14 protein-coding genes and 1 pseudogene are annotated in these 18,669 nt (G+C 62.8%); 4 read left to right on the forward strand and 11 right to left on the reverse strand.

What is annotated here, in order from left to right; genetic code table 11:
- Positions 1-26: 26 nt before the first annotated feature.
- From ACMGFE_RS14935 to ACMGFE_RS14955, 5 genes are all read right to left on the reverse strand, one after another.
- A complete protein-coding gene (locus tag ACMGFE_RS14935) occupies positions 27-1,040 on the reverse strand; it encodes a mannose-1-phosphate guanylyltransferase (RefSeq protein WP_436926009.1) in 1,014 nt (337 codons plus the stop codon).
- A gap of 39 nt (positions 1,041-1,079) precedes the next feature.
- On the reverse strand, positions 1,080-1,604 hold the full coding sequence (locus tag ACMGFE_RS14940; RefSeq protein WP_436926010.1) for a hypothetical protein: 525 nt from the start codon (positions 1,602-1,604) through the stop codon (positions 1,080-1,082).
- Positions 1,605-1,652: 48 nt separating this feature from the next.
- On the reverse strand, positions 1,653-2,501 hold the full coding sequence (locus ACMGFE_RS14945; protein WP_436926011.1) for an alpha/beta fold hydrolase: 849 nt from the start codon (positions 2,499-2,501) through the stop codon (positions 1,653-1,655).
- 71 nt (positions 2,502-2,572) lie between these two features.
- Positions 2,573-3,313 (reverse strand): helix-turn-helix domain-containing protein, encoded by a 741-nt coding sequence (locus tag ACMGFE_RS14950; RefSeq protein ID WP_436926012.1) that lies wholly within the window; start codon positions 3,311-3,313, stop codon positions 2,573-2,575.
- A gap of 57 nt (positions 3,314-3,370) precedes the next feature.
- Positions 3,371-3,652: a DUF7091 family protein gene (locus ACMGFE_RS14955; protein ID WP_436926013.1), complete on the reverse strand. Its 282-nt coding sequence runs from the start codon at positions 3,650-3,652 to the stop codon at positions 3,371-3,373.
- Between the two features lie 499 nt (positions 3,653-4,151).
- Between ACMGFE_RS14955 and ACMGFE_RS14960 the strand changes: the two genes are divergently transcribed.
- The 3 genes from ACMGFE_RS14960 to ACMGFE_RS14970 all read left to right on the forward strand — a co-directional run bounded on the left by ACMGFE_RS14960 (position 4,152) and on the right by ACMGFE_RS14970 (position 6,455).
- Complete coding sequence (locus ACMGFE_RS14960; RefSeq protein ID WP_436926104.1) at positions 4,152-5,090, forward strand: replication factor A; 939 nt, start codon at positions 4,152-4,154, stop codon at positions 5,088-5,090.
- Positions 5,091-5,720: an RPA family protein gene (locus ACMGFE_RS14965; protein WP_436926014.1), complete on the forward strand. Its 630-nt coding sequence runs from the start codon at positions 5,091-5,093 to the stop codon at positions 5,718-5,720. It abuts the gene before it with no gap.
- A gap of 297 nt (positions 5,721-6,017) precedes the next feature.
- Positions 6,018-6,455, forward strand: a complete 438-nt coding sequence (locus tag ACMGFE_RS14970; protein ID WP_274322552.1) for a DUF8146 domain-containing protein — start codon at positions 6,018-6,020, stop codon at positions 6,453-6,455.
- An 85-nt stretch (positions 6,456-6,540) separates the two neighbouring features.
- Here the strand turns inward: ACMGFE_RS14970 and ACMGFE_RS14975 are convergent.
- Positions 6,541-7,176 (reverse strand): annotated as a pseudogene (locus ACMGFE_RS14975) (IS6 family transposase).
- Positions 7,177-7,598: 422 nt separating this feature from the next.
- Positions 7,599-8,234, reverse strand: a complete 636-nt coding sequence (locus ACMGFE_RS14980) for a vWA domain-containing protein (RefSeq protein ID WP_436926015.1) — start codon at positions 8,232-8,234, stop codon at positions 7,599-7,601.
- A 105-nt stretch (positions 8,235-8,339) separates the two neighbouring features.
- Here ACMGFE_RS14980 and ACMGFE_RS14985 point away from each other — a divergent pair, with 105 nt between their 5' ends.
- Positions 8,340-9,338, forward strand: a complete 999-nt coding sequence (locus ACMGFE_RS14985) for a homing endonuclease associated repeat-containing protein (RefSeq protein ID WP_436926016.1) — start codon at positions 8,340-8,342, stop codon at positions 9,336-9,338.
- Between the two features lie 172 nt (positions 9,339-9,510).
- Here ACMGFE_RS14985 and ACMGFE_RS14990 read toward each other — a convergent pair whose 3' ends face one another.
- From ACMGFE_RS14990 to ACMGFE_RS15005, 4 genes are all read right to left on the reverse strand, one after another.
- Positions 9,511-13,734: a helix-hairpin-helix domain-containing protein gene (locus ACMGFE_RS14990; RefSeq protein ID WP_436926017.1), complete on the reverse strand. Its 4,224-nt coding sequence runs from the start codon at positions 13,732-13,734 to the stop codon at positions 9,511-9,513.
- The gene (locus ACMGFE_RS14995) at positions 13,727-16,396 is read right to left on the reverse strand and encodes a DEAD/DEAH box helicase (protein WP_436926018.1); all 2,670 of its coding nucleotides are present in this window, start codon (positions 16,394-16,396) and stop codon (positions 13,727-13,729) included. Before ACMGFE_RS14995 ends, ACMGFE_RS14990 begins: the two co-directional genes overlap by 8 nt.
- 268 nt (positions 16,397-16,664) lie before the next feature.
- Positions 16,665-17,600: a transcription initiation factor IIB gene (locus tag ACMGFE_RS15000; protein ID WP_436926019.1), complete on the reverse strand. Its 936-nt coding sequence runs from the start codon at positions 17,598-17,600 to the stop codon at positions 16,665-16,667.
- Positions 17,601-17,912: 312 nt separating this feature from the next.
- A complete protein-coding gene (locus tag ACMGFE_RS15005; RefSeq protein WP_436926020.1) occupies positions 17,913-18,569 on the reverse strand; it encodes a hypothetical protein in 657 nt (218 codons plus the stop codon).
- Positions 18,570-18,669 lie beyond the last annotated feature (100 nt).

An 18,669-nucleotide genomic window follows, 5' to 3' on the forward strand; every position in this document is an offset into this window, starting at 1 on the left:
CGGGCCTGCGACGGTGCGGTCGCCCCTCAGAACAGGTCGTCGGCTTTCAGTTCGGAGACGACCTCCCGGACGCGCTGGGCCTGCCGTTTCGGGACAACGAGCGTGCGGTCGCCGTAGGAGGCCACCACGAGGTCCTCGACGCCGACGACGCTGACGTGGCCGTCGGTGGCGACGACGGTGTTCTCTGCGTCCACGGTGAGCGCGTCGCCGAGGGTGACGTTCCCGTCCGCGTCTGCGTCGAGGACGCGCTCGATGGCGTCCCACGCGCCCAGGTCGTCCCACTCGAAGGTCGCGGGCACCAGCGCCGCGTGCTCGGTGGTCTCCATGACGGCGTAGTCGACGCTGACCGGATCGACGGCCGCGAACCCGCGCTCGGGGTCGCCGTCGTCCAGGGCCTCGACGAGGGGAGCGAGCGCCGTCTCGGCGGCCTCGCGGAGGAAGGCGTCGGGCGTCCAGGCGAACATGCCGGCGTTCCAGTAGTAGCCGTGGTGGCGGTAGCGCATGGCCGCCCCCTGGTCGGGTTTCTCGGTGAATTTCTCGACGGGGTAGTAGGTACGACCCGCGTCGGTCTGTCGCTCGTCGCCCGGTTTGACGTAGCCGTAACCGGTCTCCGGGCGGGTGGGTTCGACGCCGACGGTCACCAGCGACTCGGTCTCGGCGGCGACCGCCGCGGCGTCGGTCAGGGTGCCGGCGAAGTCGCCCTCGACGTGGTGGTCGCTGGGGAGGCAGACGAGCGTGCAGTCGCCGACCTGCTCGCGGACGCGGTGGGCCGCGTAGGTCAGCGCCGGGCCGGTGTCCTTCGGTTCGGGTTCGGTGAGGACGGCGGCGTTCGGCGCGTGCTCGCGGACCTGGTCGGCCAGGTCGGGCCGGGTGAGGACGTACACCTCGTCGGCGAAGCCGGCGCGGTCGACCGTGTCGGCGAGCAGCGACTGGTCGCCGCCGAACGAGAGGAACTGCTTCGGGCGGTCGCTCCGGCTCGCGGGGTAGAGCCGGGTGCCGGTGCCGCCGGCGAGGACGACTGCGACGATGGGCTCGGTCACGTGCGTGTGGTCGGCCTCGCGGAAAAAATAGCCGCGGGTTCAGTCGTCGGTGCGCTCGTCGACGTCGAATTGGCTGACGGTGATCTCCGCGGGGTCGCCGTCACGCGGCGTCCGCTCGCGGACGTCGATACGGCCGACGCCGTCCTCCGTCGTCGTCGCCACTCTCGCGGTCCCGCCGACCGAGAGCGCGTCGAACGTCTCGCGGTCCACGACGCCGTTCGCGGGAGTCTCGCCGTCCTCTGGGACGACGTTGACGCTGTACCTGACGGACACGAACTCGTCGGAGAGCCGCTCGTGCGCCGCCGCGGCAACGGACAGCGTTCCGCGTTCGACGGCTCCGTCGACGTGTTCGGGGTCGTACTCGCCGTGGATCAGGTCGCGGTCGGGCTCGAACGCCAGCAGCGCGAGGGCCGTCTCGACCGGCTCCCCGACCCGTCGTGGGACCGCGACCGTGACTCGCTTCCGGGCGACGACGCCGCTGGTCGTCGGGTCGGCGCTACAGCCCGCGATCAGCCCGGTCGCGACGGTTCCGACTCCCGCGAGGAGTCTGCGTCTGGAGGGCATAGTACTCCATCAGCGGGAAATCGGAAAGTCGTTACGCCGGTCTGGCCGTCAGCGACCGGCGAGGAACGCTTCCACTTCGTCGGCGACGCGCTCCGGCGCTTCGGAGGGGCCGCTGTGGCTGACACCGTCGAAGTCGACGAGTCGGCTGTGCGGGAGGGCGTCGTGCGCGTCACGCGCGCTGTCGCGGAGGAACTGCGGTCCCTCCGTCCCCGTGAGGACCAGGGTGGGAACCTCGACGTCGAGGCGGTCGGGCAGTTCGTATCGCTCGACTGCGCGGTTCATCCGGATCACCTCTTCGAGGAGGTCGACGCACTCGGGCCAGACCGGCCAGTCGGCGAGCCAGGCGTCCAGGTCGTCGACCTCGCCGGCGTGGATCACCTGCTCGACGTAGCGTTTCATCGACCCCTCACGGTCGCCAGCGTCGAGCCGTTCCTGCATGCGGTCGGCCAGGTCGGCGTGCTCGGCGAACGCCTCGGGGAGAATCGCGGGCTCGTAGGCAGCGACGGCCTCGACCGCGCGCTCCCCGTCCGCCGAGAGCGCTCGCGCCGTCTCGATGGCCGTGAGCGCGCCGAACGAGTGGCCGAACAGTATCGGGTCGCCGTCGTCGGCGTCACCGGTATCGGCGTCGTCCACGGCGTCGACGAGCGCGCGGACGTATTCGACCTCGCGGGCCAGTACCTCGTCGGGACCGGTCTCGTCGAGACTGTCGAGGCAGGTGCCGAATCCCGGCCGCTGCGGGACGACGGCGCCGAACTCCTCGAAGTGGGGGATCACGGGCCGCCAGTACTCCCGGGGTGCCATTCCCCCGTGGAGCATGATCAGCGGCTGGCCGTCGCCGTGCCGTTCGTATTCGATCGCGGTGCCGTCTGCGGCCGTCGCGGTCTGTGTCGTCGGCATGGGATACTCCGTTTGGCGGGCGCCGTGCTCCGTCCTTCTCTCAGTCGTGCGGTCCTTTTTATGCGACTCGACTATTTAAACGAGGGCTGGGCGGCTAGTCGCGGTCGATCGGCGCCGTCGACGTGCGTCTCGACGAGGTGGGTCTGGGCGCGGCGCAGGCGCTCGGAACACGACGAGGCCGAGATGCCGAGTTCGGTGGCGACGTCGTCGAGCGACGCCGTCCGCGGGATCTCGAAGTACCCCATCTCGTGGGCGGCCCGCAGCGCCTCGCGCTGCGGGCCGGTCAGGCCGTCGCCGTGCGAGTCGCCGCCGGATCCGGCGAACCGGTCGTCCGCGTCGTCACCGACGCGAGTGAGCTTCCGGAGCCGGAAGGGCGCGTTTCGCTGCCAGAAGGTGCGGAGTTCGTCGAACGCGACCCGGTCGGCGAAGCGGCCGCGCTGGATCCATCCCGTCGGCGTCGCGCGGATCAGTTCGATGTGCGTCGGCGTCTCGTAGAGCGCGCGCAGGTCGTCGAGGTCGTCCAGGCTGTCACCGAGTTGCTCCGCCATGCTCGTCCCGGGTCGGATCGAGTACCGGCTGGCGTCGCCGTCGCGGACGATCAGTCGGTACTCGCCGACGAACGGCGTCCGATCGAACTCGGTTTCGACCGCCGCGACCGTCTGGTCGCTCCCGCGGACGTGGGCGGTGAAGCGCGGCCGCTCGCTCATCCCGGGGCTGATCGCGAGGTCGATCTCGGCCTGGGGGACCGCCGCGGCCACGTCGACCAGCGGGAGGGCGTCACAGCCGAGTTCGTATTCGGCGACGAGGGCCATAGATCTGGATTCTCGTCACGTGTCAAAGACGTGTCGGAACGGGGTCCGGGTCGGCACTCACCACGTCTCGACCTCGCCTTCGCGGATGTCCTCGACGCAGCCCTGGCAGTCCTGGGACTGCGGGTCGAAGCAGTCCGGCCGGTACTCGGTGTCGAGTTCGACCGCGCGGCGCTCGGCGTACCGGCGACAGACGATTCTCGCGCGGCCGTCGTCGCCGAACGGGAGGTCCGCCTGCGTGGCCCGCTTGGCGTGTCTGTACGCGCGCTTGGCCTCGCCGACCTGCTTGCCCGCCGACCGGAGTTTCGACCTGATGATCCGCTCGATACGGTCGTCCGCCATCTGTGCGTGCCTTCGGGTGGGTAACTCTTAGCCCCGTCGGCCTGCGAGCGGTCGAATCGGGTGGAGACGGAGCGTCGAGTGCAGAAGATGGAGATGGGTTGTGAAGTGCAGGAGTGACCGACGACACCCCGAACAACGTGAAAGCCCCGAGGCGTTCGAGGACTGCGACTCGCTGCGCTCCTCGCTCCGCTCCGGTGCTTACGTCGTCTCGTACCTCGAACGCCTCGCCCCTTTCAGTCCCACCCGACCCGACAGCACCGCGCCTCACGCCTCCCCAACCGACTGCGCTACTCGCTCACATCGTTCGCTCCGTTGCTCGTCCCTCGCACGGTGCTGTCGCGTCATGAACGCCGCGACAGCGCGCGCCACAGCAACCGCCTTTCACCGCCGCTATCCCCCTATTTTCACTTTCACTCCGCTGGCCGAGTGTTTATATACGGGGGCGACCAAGAGACGAATGTCTCCCATCGAAAACAACGTGGAGACAGGAACGAAACAGATGACGGATTTGCGTACACAGGCGACAGAGATACACGAACAGTTCAGTGACCAGCTCGACATTTCGGTCGACGACGTGGAGGAGCGTCTCGACACGCTGGTCAACGAGTACAAGGTCCCCCTCTCGGAGGCCCGCCGGAGCGTCACCAACACCTACCTCGACGAGGCCGGGATGGAGCGCGACGAGCTCGGCGGTGGCGGTGCCGACGGCAACGAGCAGGTCGAGATCGCCGACGTTGACGCGCCCGAGGAGTGGGTCGACGTCACGGCGAAGGTGACCGAGCTCTGGGACGCGACCTCCGACGCGGTCGCCCAGGTCGGCCTGCTCGGCGACGAGACGGGCACGATCAAGTTCACCAAGTGGTCGAAATCGGACCTGCCCGACCTCGAAGAGGGGAAGGTCTACCACCTCCGGAACGTCGTCACCGACGAGTACGAGGGCCGCTTCTCGGTCAAGCTCAACCGGACGACGGTGATCGAGGAACTCGACGAGGACCTCGAAGTCGGGAGCGACGACGTGACCGTCGAGGGCGCGCTGGTCGACATCCAGTCCGGGTCCGGGCTGATCAAGCGCTGTCCCGAGGAGGACTGCACGCGCGTCCTCCAGAACGGCCGCTGCAACGAGCACGGCGAGGTCGAGGGCGAGTTCGACCTCCGGATCAAGGGCGTGCTCGACGACGGCGAGCAGGTCCACGAGGTCCTCTTCAACCAGGAGGCCACCGAGGACCTGACGGGCATCACGCTCGAAGAGGCCCAGGAGATGGCGATGGACGCGCTGGACACGTCCGTCGTCGCCGACGAGATGCGCGCGGACCTGCTCGGGAAGTACTATCGCATCACCGGGCCGACGTTCCGCCGCTACGTGCTGGTCGACGACGTGGAGCGACTCTCCGAGCCGACTGATGCAGAGGCCGTGCTGATCAAAGCGAGGTCGATCTAAATGGCGACGACACCCACGCGCGAGGTCGCCCGCCGCGTGTTCGCGGGCGAGTTCAACGACGCGCACTACACGTTCAAGGAGAGCGACGACGAGCGAGCGCCGGTGTACCTGCTGCTCCCGACGGGGGCGCGGGCCAACCGCGTGTTCATCGTCGGGACGCTCATGGAGACCGAGGACGTGGGCGACGACAGCGAGTACTGGCAGGGGCAGGTCATCGACCCCAACGGCGACCGCTACTACATGTACGCCGGGCAGTACCAGCCCGACGCGGCCTCGATGCTGCGCGAACTGGAGCCGCCGGCCTACATCTCGGTCGTCGGCAAGCCGCGCACCTACGAGACCGACGACGGCGACGTGAACGTCTCCGTCCGGCCGGAGTCGATCACCGAGGTCGACGCCGCCACGCGGGACCGCTGGGTCGTCGAGACGGCCGAGCGGACGCTCGAACGGATCCAGCACTACACGGACCAGACGAGCGACGAGGGCGACGGCGCGGCCGTCGACGAGTACGTCGCGATGGCCGCCGAGGAGTACGACCTCCCGGTGGAGAACTACCGCCGCCAGGTCGTCGAGGCCCTCGAGAGCCTCGAAGACGAGGAAGCCGTGGCGGCCGAAGCCGGCGACGCCTGAGGCGCTAGCGCTCCGGGCGGGCGACCACGGATCTGCTCCACCCATCGGCCTCGGGCCGCAGTCGCCCGCCGCGGTCCGCGACCGCACGATTTCTTCGTTTGAAATAACAGGAGTGCTCGTCGATCCGACGACGGGTGACTGAACCGGCCGCTCGAGTGGAATCTGTTATCAATTATGATTCTCCCCCGTTCGTCGAAACGCACGAATCAGGCTCTCTACCGATTTATTTCGGGCTGGGCCCTGCTCGTGCCAGCGTCTGACAAATGATTAAGTGGGATGCGCTTCGAGTGGGTTGCAATGAGCAAGAACAAGACGATCTCCTTTCGCGTGAGCGAGGACAAGTTCGAGACGCTCCGGGAGATCGCCGACGAGCGGGATCTGTCGCTATCGGCGGTCTTCCGGGACTACGTGGACATGCTCGTCGCGCACGACGGGCAGGTCGAGGTCGTGCCGGAACATCAGCTCAACGAGTCGAGCGCGAGCACGAGCGACACCGAGAGCTTCCCGCCGAAGGTCGAGGTGCCCAAGAGCTTCGTCCGCGAGCACGAACGCCTCGAACTCGAGGCCGAACACCTCCGCGAACAGCTCGAAGAGCACAAGCGCTACGTGACGAAACTCCGCCAACAGCTCGACGAACACGACCAGGAAGACGTCGTCCAACTCGAAGACCTCGACGGCGGCGAGGACGACGAGGAAGCCTCCTACCGCCTGGGCAACTTCGAAGAATCGGTCTGAGCTCGACGACCGCCGTTCTCTCCATTCTCGTCCGTCCCGCTCCTCCCGAGCGGCGTCTATCGACCGGGTGAACCGGACATCGTGTTTAGTTAAGCGAATTGTGCCACCTCGCGTGTGCGAGCAACCAATTTTCTGCGGTGGCTGGATCAGCGTGACTGAACGTATTTGCGAACGATGAGGTTCGCCGTTTTATCTCCTAGTAAATGCGTTCGACACTGTTCCGATTTCCATGAGTGACGTGGCGAAATCGGAGTCCGTGACGCTCACAGGCCGTTTGGAACCACGGCGCACCATCAACGAGAAATTCAGCCTGTTCGACGTCGTGTTTTGCTTTGAGTTCGGCGAGAAACATCTCTGTGATCGCGTTTGTTCGCCGTGGATAGAGGCGAATATGGAGCACGTGGTTTGTTTCGGGATCGACGGCGGCGTACAGCCAGAACTGCTCGTCGTTGACTCGAATCACTGTCTCGTCTAACGCGACTTGATTCGGAGTTTCACCGCTGGCGGGCTGTAAATCGGCTTTCTGCACCCAATCGTGGACGGCCTTTCGACTGCGTTGGACACCAGACTTCTCAAGTTCCGAGACGGTATTCGAAAGTGAGAGTCCGGCCAGATGCAGTCGAATACCGAGTCTCATCAGTCGACGCGGTGTCCGTTCGCGCTCCACAAAATCCAAATCGATCCAGTCGCTATGTCCGTTGAGGCGGTCGATTTCGGCCATGGACAGCTAGAAATCGGTCCGCCTCACCCTTCGTTCTTAACTAAACACGACGGATTGTTCAGCGATTTCGATCGGATTCCGATTGATTCACAGCCCGATTCATGGTCTAGCCGTCACCATCCTCCCATAACTGGTGCTTTCTCCCCGGTCGCCGAGAGTGGCCTTTGGAATGTAAATGAAGTAACTGGCGTCGATGGATATCCTCTCGGATATGATCCAGCCATGATTGACGTTTTTGAGGAAATGGTCGAGCTGACCGTGTCGCGGTACCGGGCAGGACAGCAACAATTATCGTGACATTGGTATGATGGACGCACACAGATAGCTCGGACTTTGTGTAACGGGTCGTTTCCCCTGCTTGTGATAATGATCTTGGGAGCAGCTCAATATGTGCCTGTCCCTATTCACTCAATTTTCGACCGTTAGCTATCGCGAGCGTCGTCCTGCTTGTCTCTATCAGTTGCGTTGAATTCTCCTGTCGTACCTTCCCGTCGGGAGTTACTGATTCGGTCAGATGTGGATTCATATGCAGCCTCAGCCCCTTCACCGCTGTGTGCCATGTTCAGTGAGTGGTCTGCGTCGATCCCCATCCCGCCAGCGGTGAGTGCCGCGTCCTGATTCGCGCCTATGAAGAGGAACTCCCAGTTGAACTCCTTCTGGCGATACTCGATCTGTTCACGAACTCGCGCCTGTGGAGTCTCGGACGCGTTCTCCTTCCCGTCGGTGAGGATGACGACGATTGTGTTATCCGGTCGCTCTTCGACATCCATTGCCGCGAAGTGGTCCGCCATTTCGGTGACTGCCCGATAGATCGCGTCGTGCAGCGCGGTCTGTCCCGATGGCGTGTAGTTGTCGTTACCCAGTTCCGGAGCCTCCTCGATGGGAGAGGTTTCGTACACGAGGTCGACGTGGGTGTTGAAATCGTAGAGTGAGACAGTCGCCGTGCCGTCTTCGTCCTGCTGGTCCTTGAGGAACGTGTTGTAGCCGCCAATAGTGTCTTCCCGGATGGTCGACATCGAGCCCGAGGAGTCGAGAACGAAGGTGACGTGGGTTTTCATGGTCCACTCACCCAGGGTGCGGCCCCCTTATGAATGTGAAAATCACGGAGGTTAACCAGGCCGGTGTTCTAGGGGAATCGCCGATATCTCGAACAACGCCGAGCGTTGCAACGAGAGCGAGCACCTGACAGCGATATCGGTGCCGGGCGAAGTAAGCGGGAACTGATCGCCGAGGCCATCGAAGACGTTGCTTCGGACCTCGGGCGAATGCCGAAGCGCAACGAGTTCCTCGAACGAGCAGACCGGGGCCCCGCTGACGTGACTGAGGCCTTCGACTCCTGGAATAGCGGCTTGGAAGCGGCGGGCACCAGTATCGAAGATGCTCTCTTAGCCGAACTCGAACGTGTCGTAGAAGCCGTCGAAGGCTATCCTACGTCTGGCGACATGGGTCGACAAGGTGCATACAACTCGGGGAAGTACTCGACATACTTTGGCTCGTGGGCGGCTGCCGTAGACGCTGCCGATATCGATTCGGACGATTCGACAGGATATTCGAAGTCAACGGCCGAGGAGCCTCGAGCTAATGGCCCAGCGGAAGATGAGACGGCGAGCCACGAGGACGTCCTGGACGACTATTTCACGCTCGCCGAGCTACCCAACGAGAGCCGGTTCCACGGCGAAACAGCAGTCTACGTAGCCGAATGCCACGCCCCGGACGAGAAAAAGGACGGCCGGTTTATCGTTCAGGACGTCACCGGGACGTCGGCGACGTTCGACATTTGGGCGAAACACGACTACGAGTTCGACTGGACCGTCGGCGAGTGGTACGTTCTGTCGGAGGTGCGCTTCCAGAAGTGGGACAAGAACGGAGAGACGACCTTCAATCTATCGAGTTCACGGGACTTGACGGTCACACAGCTTGCTGCGGACGTGCCCGGGGTAACCAAGAGCGCAACTGGGACATCAGATGACGAATTGGTTGAGGAGAGCGAAGACGAGGCGGAAGCGGAAGAAGCAGGCGAGGATGCGCTGGAATCGAACGACGAAGCGGAAATAGACGAGAGCAACGATAAACCGTGGAGGGGGACAACGTGCTCGACGAGATCGTCTCCGAGTTCGATAACGAACTGCTGTGAAGTGGTTCCGAACTTCCCCAGATCGTAAACAGTGCGGATCATATCTTCAGACTTGAACTAGGCGATATATTCTCGACGGGTACCACCGAACGGAAAGAGCGGTGACGTTCACGCCATTGCTGAGATGGCAGACTCTCGCGGCGACACATTCGTTCGTGGTGATCGCTTCTACTGTGTATGAGACGCCCTTGGAACAGGCGTCAGGAATCGCCAATCTGCGCTTCGAGTTCCTGCTGGAGTTCCGACAGTTCGTTGCTGACAGACCGCTCTATACTCGCGCTTTCCGCAGGCATCGTATCCCGGTTGTCGGTGAACCGCTCTTCGAAGTAGGAGACGTCAAGCAGGGCGGTTGCGTTGCCTCCATCGTCGTCGGCCGCTGGATATGCCGGAACTTCGGCCAGTAGCCTGATGGCGTCGAGGACCGACGACGAATCGACGTCGACCGGGAAGACGGTGTTCGATTCCGGCGCCACCGGGAGTTGCTGGTTCGCGTCGACTAACTTCTGGTCTTCGGGGCGGGGGGCAGCCGTGTCTATCTGGAAGAACTCGGTGATCTGGTCCCCATTCCCGTTTTCCTCTCTGAGTGTGGAAATCGACGCCTCGTTGCGCTCTGCTTGTTGCGTTCCGAACTCGGTTACACCTGCTTCCAGTCCATCCCCGCCGAAGAGGACTGTCGTGAGTGCGTCCCGCCACAGTGGATGGACGGTATCCGGTAGTGCCCGATACACCGTGTAGAGTCCGTCGTAGTACTCCGCGAGGAGGGTCGCGTGGCTAGCCCCCTCGGCCGTATCGGCCGCTTCCTGAATCTGTGTTCTGAGATAGCCGAGGTGCCCCGTGAGGCTACTGGTGGCCGACTGGTACTCCGTGCGAACTGCCGGCGGGAGTGATAGTTCGCCACCGGTGGGATCGTCAATGCTCTCGTGAAGCCGACCCCTCGTCGCTGTCGCGGCCTCTTCGGCGATTTCGTACTTCGTTTCGGCCATCTCGATATCGCCCTCTGTCGCGGCGTCTAGTCCTTGTGCGACGGCGCGCTCGCCCGCACGGAGTTCCCTGTCGATCTGCATCGAGAGCGTCTCGATCCACTGGTCCCGGACCTTATCAATTTCCGCGTGCAGTTGCTCGATGCGGCGTTCGATTTCGTACTCCTCCGGAACCGAGGCGTCCTGTGCGTCCAGCTGGACGGTTTCGTAGGTGTCAATCGCCCGTTGGTACGCGTCGATAGCCGCGGTCTCTTCCCCGGCAGCGCGTTCTGCCTCGGCTTCGTCCACTGTCGCTTCCGCGTTCGCGATGTCCTCGCTAACTTCGTGCTGGGCTATTTTGGTCCGCACCGTCTCTAGTTCCTCCCACAATTCCTCTACCGCCGATTCAGGCGCGTCGTCCGGAACGTTCTCGATACGGGCCGCAGCCGAGTCTACCTGTTCCTGTGCCTTCTCGACTGCGCCGGAACGGAACGCTTCCCGTACGTCTCCGGTTTCGTCGGCAGCCTCGTCTATCGCTTCCGCGATTTCTCGCTCCCGACAGCTATCGACGAGGGTCTGTACCTGCGAGTGATACCGGTCGGCCCGTTCAGCGAGGGATTCGCGAACTGGCTGTGAAAGGGAGTTGTCATCTGTGAGGTGATCGGCCGCTCGCAGGTGATTCCGGGCGACCTGAAGACGTTCTCGCGTGTCGTCGACGTCGTGCTGGAGATATCCCCGTGCCCGGTTCAGTTCGTGTTCCGTCTCGTTGAGGGCGGGCGTAACGATGGCATCGATCAGCGCTTCTCGTACCGACGCCGCCTCCTCATGGAAGGCGGTAAGGTCGTCTTCGAGTTCGTCCACGGTGACCGACGCGACTCGCTCTCGTGCGGCCTCGATGGTCGAGAACACGCCACGAAGCTCGGAGGCATCTATGGCGTCTCGTGCCGAACCCAGTAGCTCGTGGGCGTCGGCCAGTGACTGCTCTCCCTCCTTCACGGTTGCGCGGTGCTGGACCTCGACGATCGATTCACGGACGTCGTCGATGCGAGTGGTTAGCGTCTGTTTCTGTTCGGTGGTTTTGATCTCGTTCTCGACCGTTTCCTGAATCAGTTCCAGCGCAGACCGGGCCTCTGAGAGGTGATCGACAGACACGGACAGATCGGTGTCCAGACTCTCCCTGGCACACTGGATCTCATCCTCGATGTCGTCGAGGTCGTTCGAGACAGCGATGGCCGTGATTTTGTCGTCGACTCGTGCGTGTTCACCTTCGACCGGTGCGATCTCTGACTGGTCTAGCACTGGTTCAGCCGATGCAATATGACTGCTCGCTTCCTGGAGTCTCGATTCGGCCGTCTCTAGCTGTCCAGTATCTACCAATTCGTCCGCCTCGGTGATCAGCCGCTGTGTCTCTTCGAGTTCCTGGTGGGCTTCCTGCACGGCAGCTTGATGCTCGACTGCACCGAGTGACTCCTGCAGTTCCTCGATACGAGTCGAGAGGGGTCGTGCCTGCTCCTCGGGAAGCGGTCGGTCCTCGAACGCCTCTTGCGCCGTGGTGAGGCCCTCACGTGCCTGAGAGAGCTGGTCGTGCGTAGTGTCGACATCGGTATCGACGCTCTCCTGGGCGCGCTCTAGGCCCGCTTCGATATCGTCGAGTGTCTTGGAAATCGTTGCCACCGTGATAGAACCCTGTACCCGCTCTAGCTCCGATTCGACTGTGGAAAACCGGGACTGGTCGATAGACGGTTCGACGGTCGAAAGTTGTTCCGCCGCACCTTCGAGCGTCGACTCCGCGGTCTCGAGGTGCCCCGCAGCCTTCTGTTCGTCTGCCTCGTCAATCAGTTTCTTTACCTCTTCGAACGTTTCTCGATGCCGCTGTTCTGTAATCGACGTTTCCAGCTTGCTTCGTTCTACGGCGAGTTCTTCGAGTCGGTCTTCGAACTCGGACCTGACGGCGGGCGGGAAGGTGGCCGATTCCAAAATTAATTTCACCTGGTCGACGTGCCCGGTCGCTGTTTCGAGATGCGTGGCTGCCGTATCGACGTCGGCTTCGAGTTTCGACCGGCCACGTTCGATAGACTCCTCAGCCCCCTCAATCGCCTCCTGACACGGCGTGTACCACTGTGCGATGCTCTCGTACTGTTCGAGCTGGTCGACGAATGCAGTGACAGGGGCCTCGAACTGGTCGAAGGGAGCCTCCCATTTCGAGAGACGGTCGAGCGAGCGCTCCCGGACGCGTTCAGCTCTCTGCTCTGAGATACCGAACTCGTCCTCTGATGTTTCCGGGCGCATAAGTGCGAGAGAGAGCGGGTGCCTCGAATGTTCCATCGCCGTCCATGGAAGATCGCCGTCCGGTTCGAGAGCGTCGAGGTCGACAGTCACCCACTGGCTATCCGTGGTCGACTCCCGAAGTGTGGCCAGACGGTCCATCGGTCCGACGACTGATGAACGGAGATCCGTCAGTTGGTCGACGGCCTCAGCGGCCTCGTCGGGATCCATAGACGTGGGATCTGGAAGGTCCTGTAATCCCGTCTCGAGGGTATCAACACTCTCTGCGACGAGGTCACGCCGGAGCTGCGCGGCCAGTTCGTTCCATTCCGTTCGATAGCTCTCGACGGTCGGCTCGTCGTCGACGAGTCCGGCCACGAACGTCGCGTCGTCTACGAGCGTCCGACTCGAGGACCGGATTGACGCTGCAGTCTTCCGTCCAATCGTCGGTAGTTCGGCCAATGTCTCGGCCGAGGCATTAGCTAGTCGGACTGGGTCGGCGTACCCGGCGGCTGACAGTTTCTCTTCTCGCCGGGGTCCAACCCCCTCGACTGCGGTCGCCATTGACGACTGCTGCAGTCCCTCGACGAACGCTGACTCGTCGTCGAGCAATTCGGCCAGGTCTGCGAGCTGTGAGACGGCGACTGCATAATTCCGAGCGCCAAGTGCGCTCTCAGCGTCGTCGAACTTTGTCTGGACCTGGTCACGATCGTACGCCGAATTCTCGTATTTGTCCAAGAGATGAAGGTACGATTTCGAGACGACGTACTCCAACTGTATTCCGTCGTCGATTCCGCTCTTCTTTGCGCGTTTGCCCCAGTCGGCCGGCGACTCGCCCATCTCCGTCGAAGCGATTTCACCGAACTGCACTGCCCGTTCGAAAGTCTGTCTCGCGTTGACCAGCTCGCCACTTCGAATCGCCGTCCGTCCTTCACTGACTGCCTGGTTGGCACCGTGAGAGGATTTTTCGACCAGATCAGATTGTGCCGTACTGTGTCGTGACTTCGTCCATGCGACGCCGAGACCGGAAGCGAGAGTTAGCGCGACAAACAGCCCGCTTGCGATGACGTACCCAGTGGCGACGGCGATTACCGCAAGAACGAGGGATCCGACAGCTATCCACGTGAGATATCGGCCACGCCGAGCCTCGCGTTCTAGCCGTGCCTGAATCGGTTTTACGTCTTCAATGTCGTCAGTCATCTGCGGTTAGAATCTCCTCGCTACCGAGTGCACTCTGTGCCCGATTCACCACGTCGCCCACGCTCTCGTACTCCCGCGGTGTGACCGCTTCGAAGTACTCCTCGACGCAGTCGGCGATTGCTTGTCCGTCTTTCCCTCGGAGACCCATCTTTACTAACAGCGCGGACTGGACGATCTCGGACGTCTTGTCCGAGACGAGAGAGTTACTCTCGTCGGTGGCTTCGGACTCCAGTATCCGAACGAGCGCGGGGTTGGCCCGGAGTCGAAGCCGGACTCGTTTCTCCGCACGGACCGGCACAGTCCACCGTCCACTTCGTTGGCTTGCTTCCCGGAGTGCGTCGTTCGCGAACTTGTCTAGCAGCTCGGACGAGTCGGCCAGTGCTGCCTGCAGGAGCTCACCGACCCAGCATTCGACCTCGACGGTCGTGGTCGCATAGGGTTCGTACTGCGTGGCCGGTTCGTCGAGCGCGAACGCCACGACTGGCTCTACCTCGGGCTCGGGTTTGTCGATCTCCAACGAGAGGAGCATCGACCTGTCAGTGGCCGAGCCCACGGCTGTCGTAAACTCCTGGAGCCGCTCCCAGGTGGCCTCGTCTTCCGGGGGGTCGTAGTGGTCGGGATACCGTGCTTCGATCGCTGTCGACCCGGCTTGTTCGAGTTCTTCGACGACGGCGGCGACGTTCCCGGCGTCACTGTCGACGTCGAACGACGGTGGCGCTCGAAGCGACTGGCCCCACTCGACCATCTGCGCAGCGGTTTCCAACAACTCGATCCCATCTTTTTCGGCGAGCCGCGCGTCGTCTTCCGTCGGCACGCCGACGACGTGATAGAACTCCGCGTGTTTATCGCCTGTCGGGTTGCGGAGCACCCGTCCCATCCGCTGAATGAGAGAACTGCTGAGCCTGCCACGTCCCCGGTTGATCGCGACCTCCGCCGTCTTGATGTCGATACCCTCCCCCAGCGTCTTCCCGGAGCCGATCAGGGCGCCGGTGTCGTACTCTTCGTCGAACTCTTCGACGGTTTCCAGGAGGTCGTCCTGTTGCGACGACACCGTCAGTAACAGGTCTTCCTGTTCGTCGTCGAGTTTCATCGAGACCATCTTCCGGACGGACTCGATCTCGTCCAGAGACTCCAGCAGGACGACACATTTCTTCTCGCGGACGTGATCGAGGACGAGCCGCGCGACGGTCTCCAAGTCCGGCGAGAGGTTGTACCGCGTCATCTGCCGTGATTTGATCGCCGAGGAAAAGACGCGGAACTCGTCGTCTTGCTCCTTCACACGCCGACCGAGCGTCGATTGGGAAAGCGACCGCGCTTCGCTCAGGGTGTCGAATCCTGTGTCGTCTCGTGGGTCGTCGAGTTCCTGGTTGATCTCCTCCAATCGTCTACCGTCCTGAAACCGCTCGAAGCCTTCTTCGCACTTCCTCGTCACGCTGGCTAGATTCGCTTGGCCTTCGTAGGGCGTGTACGTCACGGTCCACGAACACGTCGGCACGATGCCAGCCTCCTGTCCGTCCCGGAGCGTGAACTGGAATATTTCGGGTATGTCTCGCCTTTCGAGGCTCCGGCGCTCGGTGTTCGTCAATGAGCCCGAGAGGGCCAGGACGTCGCCGTCGAAGTCGTCCAGCAACTGCCCGAAGCCCGACCCACCGACGTAGTGGTGCGTCTCGTCGAGGATGACGAGATCTGCATTCGGCACACCCCGTTGCTGGAGATGACTCGCGGTCACAAACTCGACGTCGCCCCAGTGGAACGAAGCCGTGCGTTCTGCAGTGACGTCTCGCTCTTCGGGGATGTTGAGATGTTTGTCGAACTCCCGCTGCCACTGTTCTAGGATGAGTTTGCGATGGGCAACCACGACGACGGTTGCCCGACCTTGCTCCTCGTCTCGGCTCTGCGCCAGGTCACGGTCCGTGGGGTGTAACTCGCCGAAGTGGTGGGCAATGGCCGCGATGCCACAGACCGTCTTCCCCGTCGCCGTCGCCATATTGAGGACGCCACGACAGTCGTTGTCCAGCCAGGCGTCTACGGCGGCTCGCTGGTGTTCCCACAGCGGCGTGGTCATCCGGGGAGACTCGAGTATCGAGAGAAGTGACGTTCCTTCCTTGGTGAGGTCGCTGACCGTGTCGATAAGTGCTTCCAGGTACGCCTCGTCCTGTGGCCGGCAGAACAGTTCAAGCATAAAATCGACGGTCGTTGCATCGTGGCCGATATCGAGCGTCTCGACGGTCTCGTGGTCGATTTCACCGGTTTCGATCCGTTCGACGAGTGCCTTGTTCACTGCCGCCTGGACTGCCTGACCGAAGTCGGCGTACTGCACGTGAGAGGACTGTGAGAGTTCCTCTGCGAGCCGAGCGAACTCGAACGCGAGTTCCCCGATCGTATTGGCCTTCTCGTTGCCGATCGGCAGCGATGTGTCCCTCGACTCGATCCCAGCAGTCCGGTAGAGCCCCTCGCGGTAGAACCGACCCGTCTCGAACCCGAAATCACCCTTCGTGAGATCCGTCTCCCCGATACCGATCCCACTTAGTACTAGCCGGGCCGAATCGTCGATATATGCCGGCCACTGGGGTTCTGGCAGATCGGCCAACCAGTTCGCGGCGAATTTCTCTCCCGGCGTCTCGTTCCCGATCGCGAGTTTCCCAAGTTCACCAACTCTCACGGGGCATTCATCTCCGAAGTTGTTGGTGCCAAGATAGCAAGAGAATCACACATACTTGGATAAAAGGTTAGGGGCCAGGTTATTCTCCCTGATAACCGCGCAGTATTTCCGTGGGATCCACCTAGAGTCCCGTGATTCTCTACCAGTGGGACGGCATCCAACGAATGTCGGAATTTTCTCGTCCCTCGCCCTACTGGCAGTACCATTGCTCGGCCCGCCCACCGTAAGCTCCTGCTCGAAGATAGGAGACGAAGTGGCTTCGACCATCCTATTCGTCGTCGAGGTACGTTTGCACCGTCTGCCAGTGTCGCGAGAGCGTGACGACGCTCACGTACGCGACGTCGGCCAGATCTGACTGGGTCACCTCGACGTCGTGTCCCTGTGCGACACCGTACAGAATCGCCGCGGCGATTCCCGTCGGGCTCTGGCCGACGTGGGCGCCGTCTTCGATCACGGCGTCGGCGAGGTTGGACGCTCGCTGGCGGACCGCCGTCGGGAGCGAGGTTTCGGATGCAAATCGCGCGATGAAGGCACTCGGGAGCGGCGGTGCGACCTGGCGGTCGTATTCGCGGACGAGTTTGCTCACGGCGCTCCTGATATCATCGAGCGAGACCGGAGAGGCGTCGGCGATCTGTTTCAGCGGGAACGGGTTGTAGTCCTCTCGCGCCGTCACGTGGACGCAGGCTGCGGCCATGGCCTCGATGGAGTGGCCGACGAGTAGGCTGTCGTCGGCGACCCGGCGGAACAGGTAGGCTGCCTGGTCTACGAGAGAGTCACTCGCTTCGAGCGACGTCGCAAGCGCCCGGAGTTCACGGAGCCCGTGGCGGAGTGTTTCGTTGGCGTGGTCGAGGCGGTTGTTGAACCGGGCCCAGAACCCGGCGCCTGCACCACTACCATCGCCGATCTTGGTGCCGACGCTCACCCGGGAGACGGACGCGGCCGGGCCAGTACGGCGGTCCTCCTGGGGCTTCCAGCCAGGTTCGCTGAATTCGATCTCGGCCCCGGTGTGGACAGCGCCACACGCTTCACAGTACCACTCGCTCGCGGCACTCCGAGTGAACGACTGCGCACCACATTCGGTGCACGCGGCCGTGGTATCGAAGTCGTTCGCCGACGACTCCTCGCTGTCGACGACCGTCGGCTCGTCGGTCGAGGTGCGTTCGGATGCGACACGCCACGCTACGGACTGTTGGCCTGAGGACATGGATTGGGAAAACCGTGCGTCGCGCAGCTGCTCGGACGAGTTCGACAGCGCTGTCCGAGACCTATCGGTACTGGACAGCGGCTGGTGAGCGGCCACGCGAACGCGAGTTAGTTTTGATGACGATGCCAACAATCCGGGCCAGCGGTTTCCCGCCGGGTCGTAGCTACCAGATCTATATCATGGTTCCATCTTAGCTGTTCCGGTGATGCACCCAGCGAGCATGGTCGATTACGGCGTTCACGCGTCCAGAGAGATAGCTCTACTTAAATCGATAACTCGACTGGGTGGCCCCACGCTACGGCTGGGCCCCGGTCAGTGCAAAGTGAGATACCGGTCCGCATTGCGGGCGTATCCGTCGATTGCGGCCTCGAGGTCGTCGAGATGTGCGGCGATTTCGCCTACCTGTTCTTCCGGGAGGCCGCTGATGTAGGACCCGAACCGGAACAGTGCCCGTTCGTATCGTCGTCCTGCCATCCCATCGGGAAGCGTCCGCTCGAAGAAGGCTACGTACTCGCCGTACTTCGTCGTCGACGTGGTCGCGCCTACGGGAAGTGTGTCCGTCCCCGACCGCCGTCCCGTGAGGAAGACGAAGGCCGTCCAGACCCGGACGTCGAACAGTGGGAAGCGGGCCGAGTACGCGTCGGGGTCACTCGCCGCGAGATGGAGGAGAAAGGCCGGCGTCACGACCGTCGCGTTCGAGAGCGCCCCTGCGTCGACGAGCTCTCGACCGAGCGTCTCGACGGCCGCCGCGGGTTCCTCGTCGAGAAGCGGTTCGAGGACTTCGGATTCGAGCACTGGCCGGACACACGAGAAGTCCACACCTCGGCTGAGGTCCTTCCAGTCCCAGAGCTGGGCCGCACGCTCAATGGCGTCGTCCGTCCCGGCGAGGACGTCGTGGTACGTCCGGTCTGGGTCTTCGGCGGTCTCGTAGAACGTCGTCCAGAACGCGACGTTGATCGGTGGGGACACACCGACACGTCCGCGTGGTTCGCCTTGAATCGTACTGATATCGCTCTCCAAGCTCCACTTCTCCGACTACCTGGTCCCGGCCGCCATGAAGATATTTAAC

Source organism: Halosimplex amylolyticum (assembly GCF_051414035.1).
GTDB lineage: Archaea > Halobacteriota > Halobacteria > Halobacteriales > Haloarculaceae > Halosimplex > Halosimplex amylolyticum.

Bases quoted from the DNA above. Each gene is read 5' to 3' on its own strand.
- ACMGFE_RS14965 (WP_436926014.1), top strand. From the start codon at position 5,091: ATGGCGACGACACCCACGCGCGAGGTCGCCCGCCGCGTGTTCGCGGGC.
- ACMGFE_RS14990 (WP_436926017.1), bottom strand. From the start codon at position 13,734: ATGACTGACGACATTGAAGACGTAAAACCGATTCAGGCACGGCTAGAA.
- ACMGFE_RS14955 (WP_436926013.1), bottom strand. From the start codon at position 3,652: ATGGCGGACGACCGTATCGAGCGGATCATCAGGTCGAAACTCCGGTCG.
- ACMGFE_RS14970 (WP_274322552.1), top strand. From the start codon at position 6,018: ATGAGCAAGAACAAGACGATCTCCTTTCGCGTGAGCGAGGACAAGTTC.
- ACMGFE_RS14945 (WP_436926011.1), bottom strand. From the start codon at position 2,501: ATGCCGACGACACAGACCGCGACGGCCGCAGACGGCACCGCGATCGAA.
- ACMGFE_RS14960 (WP_436926104.1), top strand. From the start codon at position 4,152: ATGACGGATTTGCGTACACAGGCGACAGAGATACACGAACAGTTCAGT.
- ACMGFE_RS14940 (WP_436926010.1), bottom strand. From the start codon at position 1,604: ATGCCCTCCAGACGCAGACTCCTCGCGGGAGTCGGAACCGTCGCGACC.
- ACMGFE_RS14980 (WP_436926015.1), bottom strand. From the start codon at position 8,234: ATGAAAACCCACGTCACCTTCGTTCTCGACTCCTCGGGCTCGATGTCG.
- ACMGFE_RS14950 (WP_436926012.1), bottom strand. From the start codon at position 3,313: ATGGCCCTCGTCGCCGAATACGAACTCGGCTGTGACGCCCTCCCGCTG.
- ACMGFE_RS15000 (WP_436926019.1), bottom strand. From the start codon at position 17,600: ATGTCCTCAGGCCAACAGTCCGTAGCGTGGCGTGTCGCATCCGAACGC.